The organism is Mycobacterium sp., from assembly GCF_050701675.1.
GTDB lineage: Bacteria > Actinomycetota > Actinomycetes > Mycobacteriales > Mycobacteriaceae > Mycobacterium.
This window is the reverse complement of sequence record NZ_JBOGDD010000243.1, coordinates 1-4,080: the sequence shown is the minus strand read 5'-3', so window position 1 is coordinate 4,080 and position 4,080 is coordinate 1. Positions and strand designations below refer to the sequence as shown.

The 4,080-nt window shown below is 67.1% G+C and carries 4 protein-coding genes and 1 pseudogene; 4 read left to right on the top strand and 1 reads right to left on the bottom strand.

The window, feature by feature from the left end; all coding sequences use genetic code 11:
• The 3 genes and pseudogenes from ACRDUX_RS06955 to ACRDUX_RS06945 all read left to right on the top strand — a co-directional run.
• Positions 1-281, top strand: a pseudogene (locus ACRDUX_RS06955) (MFS transporter); the annotation flags it as partial.
• Positions 278-1,213 (top strand): dihydrodipicolinate synthase family protein, encoded by a 936-nt coding sequence (locus ACRDUX_RS06950; protein ID WP_526412300.1) that lies wholly within the window; start codon positions 278-280, stop codon positions 1,211-1,213. The pseudogene ACRDUX_RS06955 and the gene ACRDUX_RS06950, both read left to right, overlap by 4 nt.
• Positions 1,214-1,244: 31 nt before the next feature.
• Positions 1,245-1,652 (top strand): nuclear transport factor 2 family protein, encoded by a 408-nt coding sequence (locus ACRDUX_RS06945; RefSeq protein WP_526412298.1) that lies wholly within the window; start codon positions 1,245-1,247, stop codon positions 1,650-1,652.
• Here ACRDUX_RS06945 and ACRDUX_RS06940 read toward each other — a convergent pair.
• On the bottom strand, positions 1,637-3,325 hold the full coding sequence (locus tag ACRDUX_RS06940; protein ID WP_526412296.1) for an alpha-keto acid decarboxylase family protein: 1,689 nt from the start codon (positions 3,323-3,325) through the stop codon (positions 1,637-1,639). The genes ACRDUX_RS06945 and ACRDUX_RS06940 overlap by 16 nt on opposite strands.
• A gap of 225 nt (positions 3,326-3,550) precedes the next feature.
• Between ACRDUX_RS06940 and ACRDUX_RS06935 the strand changes: the two genes are divergently transcribed.
• A partial coding sequence (locus ACRDUX_RS06935; protein WP_526412294.1) for a DUF222 domain-containing protein occupies positions 3,551-4,080 on the top strand: 530 nt, incomplete at its 3' end.

The window sequence follows — 4,080 nt, the reverse complement described above, 5'->3', positions numbered from 1 at the left end:
TCTCGGGCCTGCTGCCCAAGTTCGTGTCCGACCACCTTCCGGTGAACCTCCGGGCGGGTGGGCTGGGCTTCTGCTACAACGTCGGCGCACTAGGCGGAGCCATCGCCCCGATCATGGGCGCGTCGATCGCATCCACCCTCGGGCTCGGAACCACGCTGACCGTCCTCACGCTCGGCTTCACCATCCTGGTCGCGATCCTGGTCGGGTTCGACGTTCCGAATCTGGTCGGCCGCAGCGCCTCGGACCCCGGTGTCACCGACGAGATGGGTGCTTCGCGATGACCGCCGACGACGGCTCACTGGGTGGGCTCATCCCACCGCTCACCACGCCATTGACCCCGGACGGCGAGGTCGACGAATCATCGCTGGAACGGCTCTGCGCATTCTTGATCACGGCAGGCGTCGACGGCCTCTTCGTCGGGGGTTCCTCGGGCGAGGCCGCGCTACTGTCGGATTCCCAGCGCTACCTGGCGATCGAGGTAGCCGCGAGCGTTGCCACGGGACAGGTGCCCGTGGTGGCGGGGGTGATCGACACCGGCACGGCTCGAGTGATCGATCACGCCCGGGCGGCTGCCAAGCGCGGTGCGGCCGCGGTCGTGTCGACGGGGCCGTTCTACGTCGCACCCCACCCGGACGAGGTCGTTCGCCACTTTCAATTGTTGCGGGATTCCGTCGACGTCCCGGTGATCGCGTACGACATCCCCAGCGCCACCCACGCGCCACTCCCCCGCGCTGCCGTCGAACAACTGGCAACAGCGGGAACCATTGCGGGTCTGAAGGATTCGAGTGGCGACCTCACCGCCTTTCGTCAGATCCTGGCGTCGACCGCGGCCACCGGACTACGGGTGTTCACGGGATCTGAGACCGTCACCGATCTCGCCCTGCAGCTCGGTGCGCACGGCCAGGTGCCCGGGCTGGGCAATGTCGACCCCGACGGCTACGTCCGTCTCGGCCGCGCGGCCGATGCGGGCGACTGGGTTGCTGCCGCGGCAGAACAGGAGCGGTTACTGCGGGTGTTCGCCATCGTCGACGTGGCGGACCGTACCCGGATCGGCTTCACCGCAGGCGCGTTGGGCGCATTCAAGGCTGCACAGTACCTACGTGGAGTGATCGCCACGCCTCGCTGCGCGGACCCGCTGCTGCCGCTGACCACTGCCGAGATCGAGGCGATCCGGGCCATTCTGGTCGCCGAGGGCATTCCCGTCGAACGGTGATCCCCTCCATCGTTCGGATTAGGCTCACCGCATGTCAGAAACCGATCCATCCTCTGCCCTGCGAGCCGCAGCCGAGCTCGTCGCCGCATTCGGCTCGCACGACACCCGGCGGTACTTCGACGCATTCGCGCCGGAGGCGACGTTCCTGTTCCACGCCGAACCGGCGTTGGTTCCGAACCGCGCTGCGTACGAGGCGATGTGGGCCGACTGGGAGCGCGACGGCTTCCGAGTACTCTCCTGTCGGTCTCTCGAGCCCCGGGTAGACCTCGTCACCGACGACGTGGCCGTGTTCACCCATGGCGTGCGCACCCGGTTGGCGGGCGTGGAGGATGAACAGCGCGAGCGCGAGACGATCGTCTTCCGCCGTGACCCCGAGGGTCGCTGGCTCGGCATCCACGAACACCTGTCCCTGGACGCTCCTATTCAGACCGCGGTCTGAACCGCGTTCGCCGATGCCGCGGAATCGGCGAGGTCGGCGAGGACCGGCGGCAGGTCCATTCTCGCAACGACGGCTTCGATGAGCACCAGCTCGTCACGGTGCGCGGCCGCCTCCGAGAGCGCGTCGTCGAGCTCGCCATGATGCTGGGCGCGGAAGGCCAGGTGCTCGCCAGCGCCGAGCGTGCGCAAGACGTCCAGCCACTTCCACTCGACGATGTCGTTGTAGTAGGCATCCTCGCCGTGAATGGCGCGTTCGATGGTGTACCCGCCGTTGTTGACCAGGACGATGACGGCGGGGATGTTCTCCCTTGCCAGGCAACCCAATTCCGCGACAGTGAGCTGAGCGGCCCCGTCCCCGATGAGGAGAACCGGCCGCCGGTCGGGCTGGGCCAAGCCGGCACCCAGGGTGGCGGGCAGCGTGTAGCCGATCGACGCCCACAGGGGTTGACCGATGAACGTGACGCCCGATGGCAGCCGGTGTTCGGCCATTCCGTAGAAGGAGGTCCCTTGGTCGGCCAGGACGACGTTGCCCGGCTCCAGAGCACCGGCGATGCTGTCCCACAACGACTTCTGGGTGAGGGGCTCGTCGCGGTCGGGCGGCGTCGGGACTCCTCCCGCAGTGGCCGGTGGAGTTGGGGTCGACCGCACCCCGCGCCGTTGCAGTATCGAGGTCAGGGCCTGTAGGGCTGCCCGCATGTCCAGCGGCGCGAATACCCTTCCGGCGACCACACTCTGGTAGGGGCCGACGTCGATGGTGCGCGACACGTCGATGTTCTGGCTGAAGAAGCCGCTCACCAGGTCGGTGAACTGGACACCGGCCGTCACCAGGACGGGGGCGTCCTCGATTCCTCTGCGCACCGCCTCGGGGCTGCCAGAGCCCGAGTAGATGCCGAGGAAGTTCGGCGAACTCTCATCGACGAGACTCTTCCCCCACATCAGGGTCGCGTGCGGGATGACGTCCGCGCTCAGCAGCGCCTCGAGTTCGGGAACCGCCTGCAGCCGATGCACGAGGAGGTCGGCGAGCACCGTCAGCTGATGTGTGCCGATGAGATCGACGGCCGCGTCGGTGAACAACGACAGCGCTCGCGGGCTGGTGTTGTCGGCGTACCGTGGCAGCGGCGCCGACGGGGGCTCGACGGGGAACTCCGCGACGTCGGTGGCGAGCATCAGATAGCCGGGCAGCTTCTGCTCACGCACCTCGGAGAGCACCCGGTCGATCTCGCGGGTCGCGGTGGCGGGCACTAGATTCGCTTGCGCACAGGTGATTTCGCGTGCCATCCGCAGGAAGCGCTCGAAGTCGCCGTCACCGAGGGAATGATGAACGACGCGCCTGGCGACCTGGGTGTCCTTCGAAGGGGCGCCGACCACGTGGACCACCGGGACGTGCTCTGCGTAGCTGCCTGCGATCGCGTTGGCCGCGGATAGTTCACCGACGCCGAAGGTGGTGATGAGAGCTGACATGCCCCGCAAGCGGCCGTAGCCGTCGGCCGCGTACCCGGCGTTGAGTTCGTTGGCGTTGCCGACCCATCGGATGCGGTCATGGGCGACGACGTGGTCGAGCAACTGCAGGTTGAAGTCGCCCGGCACGCCGAACACCTCGGTGACGCCGAGTTCGGCAAGCCGATCCAGCAGATAGTCGCCGACGGTATAGCCCGATTCGTATGCAGCCTCCATCGCTCCAGTGTGTCCTTCTTCCCCGCTGTCGCGCCAATGCCCTGGCCGGCCCCCGGGGTGTATGGCGCGGACGGCGCGGGGTCGTTGAAGGAGGTGTCTGGGAGCACAGTTCGGATTGCCCGACTATGAGCGACAACCCGGCCATTCCAATTCTCTTGTGTCACTTGAGTTTCAGGTGTCACAAAGCCGGGTTTCTTGTCAGTGGGTCGAACTATTGTTCGAGTCATGGAAGAGGGCTCCCTGCTCGAGGCGATCGCGCAGATGCGTGCCGCCTACGACACGGTGGCCGCCTGCAGTGCCGACGCGCTGACCCACCCCGAACTGCTCACGGCGCTTTCGGAGTTGGAGACCCTGACCCGACAACTCCCCACCCAATCCCACCGTCTCCTGGCCCGTCTGCAACGCGAAGCCTCCCCGGTCGAACTGGGCGCGAAGTCGCTGAAGGACGTGTTGAAGATCCGGTTGCGGATCTCGGCCAAGGACGCCAGCCGCCGCCTCGAGGAAGCCACCGACCTCGGATCGCGGGTCGCATTGAACGGCGAACCCTTGCAGCCGAAGTTGGACAAGGTTGCCCACGCCCAGGCTCAGGGCAGGATCAACGCCGAGCACGTCGCGGTGATCCGCGGCTTCTTCGCCAAACTCCCCGGCTGGGTGGACCACACCACCCGGGAGAAGGCCCAGACCGACCTGACCCGCATCGCCAGTGGTTCGGGACCCGATGAACTGCGCAAGGCTGCCCAGCGAGAGGCCACCCT